The organism is Bacillus sp. FJAT-42315 (assembly GCF_002797375.1).
GTDB lineage: Bacteria > Bacillota > Bacilli > Bacillales > Domibacillaceae > Bacillus_CE.
The window spans coordinates 1,111,527-1,113,459 of sequence record NZ_KZ454941.1 but is presented as its reverse complement, the minus strand read 5'-3'; the positions used below and the strand labels follow the sequence as shown (position 1 = coordinate 1,113,459).

The 1,933-nt window shown below is 50.0% G+C and carries 13 tRNA genes and 1 rRNA gene; all 14 read right to left on the bottom strand.

The features are described from left to right. Positions 1–71 precede the first annotated feature (71 nt). Positions 72–145 (bottom strand) — tRNA-Met (locus CEF22_RS05215). 27 nt (positions 146–172) lie between these two features. Further along, positions 173–265: transfer RNA gene (locus CEF22_RS05210), tRNA-Ser, on the bottom strand. A gap of 14 nt (positions 266–279) precedes the next feature. Beyond that, positions 280–356, bottom strand: a tRNA-Ile gene (locus CEF22_RS05205). A 7-nt stretch (positions 357–363) separates the two neighbouring features. After that, positions 364–437: transfer RNA gene (locus tag CEF22_RS05200), tRNA-Met, on the bottom strand. A gap of 18 nt (positions 438–455) precedes the next feature. Further along, positions 456–531: transfer RNA gene (locus CEF22_RS05195), tRNA-Ala, on the bottom strand. Between the two features lie 29 nt (positions 532–560). Further along, positions 561–634, bottom strand: a tRNA-Pro gene (locus tag CEF22_RS05190). 16 nt (positions 635–650) lie between these two features. Beyond that, positions 651–727, bottom strand: a tRNA-Arg gene (locus tag CEF22_RS05185). A gap of 7 nt (positions 728–734) precedes the next feature. Continuing rightward, positions 735–823 (bottom strand) — tRNA-Leu (locus tag CEF22_RS05180). A 7-nt stretch (positions 824–830) separates the two neighbouring features. Then, positions 831–905 (bottom strand) — tRNA-Gly (locus CEF22_RS05175). Between the two features lie 52 nt (positions 906–957). Next, positions 958–1,042, bottom strand: a tRNA-Leu gene (locus tag CEF22_RS05170). Between the two features lie 7 nt (positions 1,043–1,049). Next, positions 1,050–1,122, bottom strand: a tRNA-Lys gene (locus CEF22_RS05165). A gap of 20 nt (positions 1,123–1,142) precedes the next feature. After that, a tRNA-Thr gene (locus CEF22_RS05160) sits at positions 1,143–1,218 on the bottom strand. Positions 1,219–1,233: 15 nt separating this feature from the next. Beyond that, positions 1,234–1,309, bottom strand: a tRNA-Val gene (locus CEF22_RS05155). 7 nt (positions 1,310–1,316) lie between these two features. After that, positions 1,317–1,432 (bottom strand): 5S ribosomal RNA (gene rrf / locus CEF22_RS05150). Positions 1,433–1,933 lie beyond the last annotated feature (501 nt).

The window sequence follows — 1,933 nt, the reverse complement described above, 5'->3', positions numbered from 1 at the left end:
ACGGGACTCGAACCCGCGACCTCCTGCGTGACAGGCAGGCATTCTAACCAACTGAACTACCGGACCATATATTGCGGGGACAGGATTTGAACCTGCGACCTTCGGGTTATGAGCCCGACGAGCTACCAGACTGCTCCACCCCGCGACGATATGAATAAAAATTTATGAAATATGGCGGAGGAAGAGGGATTCGAACCCCCGCGCGGTTTAACCCGCCTGTCGGTTTTCAAGACCGATCCCTTCAGCCAGACTTGGGTATTCCTCCATATTTTATACAAGTGGTGGACCTTGCAGGACTCGAACCTGCGACCGGACGGTTATGAGCCGTCTGCTCTAACCAACTGAGCTAAAGGTCCTTTTAAGTAGCGGCGGAGGGGATCGAACCCCCGACCTCACGGGTATGAACCGTACGCTCTAGCCAGCTGAGCTACACCGCCATGTATTATATATTAAATTGGTGGAGCCTAGCGGGATCGAACCGCTGACCTCCTGCGTGCAAAGCAGGCGCTCTCCCAGCTGAGCTAAGGCCCCGTGTTACTATTTTTAGAACTTTTAAATGATCGGGAAGACAGGATTCGAACCTGCGACCCCTTGGTCCCAAACCAAGTGCTCTACCAAGCTGAGCTACTTCCCGAAAAAATATGTATTAATGGCGCGCCCGAGAGGAGTCGAACCCCTAACCTTTTGATCCGTAGTCAAACGCTCTATCCAATTGAGCTACGGGCGCATAAAAGTGGTGCCGAGGACCGGAATCGAACCGGTACGGTAGTCACCTACCGCAGGATTTTAAGTCCTGTGCGTCTGCCAGTTCCGCCACCCCGGCACTTTTATGGAGCGGAAGACGGGATTCGAACCCGCGACCCCCACCTTGGCAAGGTGGTGTTCTACCACTGAACTACTTCCGCAATTGAATAAGATATTTTTATTTTTGTACTTATCATCTAAATATAATGATAATGGTGCGGGTGAAGGGAGTCGAACCCCCACGCCTTGCGGCGCCAGATCCTAAGTCTGGTGCGTCTGCCAATTCCGCCACACCCGCATAAAAGTGAGCCATGAAGGACTCGAACCTTCGACCCTCTGATTAAAAGTCAGATGCTCTACCAACTGAGCTAATGGCTCAAAATAATATTTGTCAAAAATGGTGCCGGCAAGAGGACTTGAACCCCCAACCTACTGATTACAAGTCAGTTGCTCTACCAATTGAGCTACACCGGCTTATCAAAAAATTGATGGTGGAGGATGACGGGATCGAACCGCCGACCCCCTGCTTGTAAGGCAGGTGCTCTCCCAGCTGAGCTAATCCTCCATGTTTTGCCTGGCAACGTCCTACTCTCACAGCGGGAAACCCCCAACTACCATCGCCGCTGAAGAGCTTAACTTCCGTGTTCGGGATGGGAACGGGTGTGACCTCTTCGCTATCGCCACCAGACTTTTTAAGACATTTATTATCATAACATAATAATAATCTTTTGCAAGAACTTTTTTGTTCTTTCAAAACTGGATAATAAGTATTGTAACCTTGCAAATCGCCTATTGGTATATCTACTTCTAGCTCCGGCTCCTAGACATTCGAGTCAAATAACCTGTCGCTTACAAGACTAACGTCTTTGCAGCTCCAGAACATTTGCTTGTCATGTCTGAACAGTCGCCTCTGCTTTATTGGTTAAGTCCTCGATCGATTAGTATTCGTCAGCTCCACGTGTCGCCACGCTTCCACCTCGAACCTATCTACCTGATCATCTTTCAGGGATCTTACTAGCTTGCGCTATGGGAAATCTCATCTTGAGGGGGGCTTCATGCTTAGATGCTTTCAGCACTTATCCCGTCCGCACATAGCTACCCAGCGATGCCTTTGGCAAGACAACTGGTACACCAGCGGTGCGTCCATCCCGGTCCTCTCGTACTAAGGACAGCTCCTCTCAAATTTCCT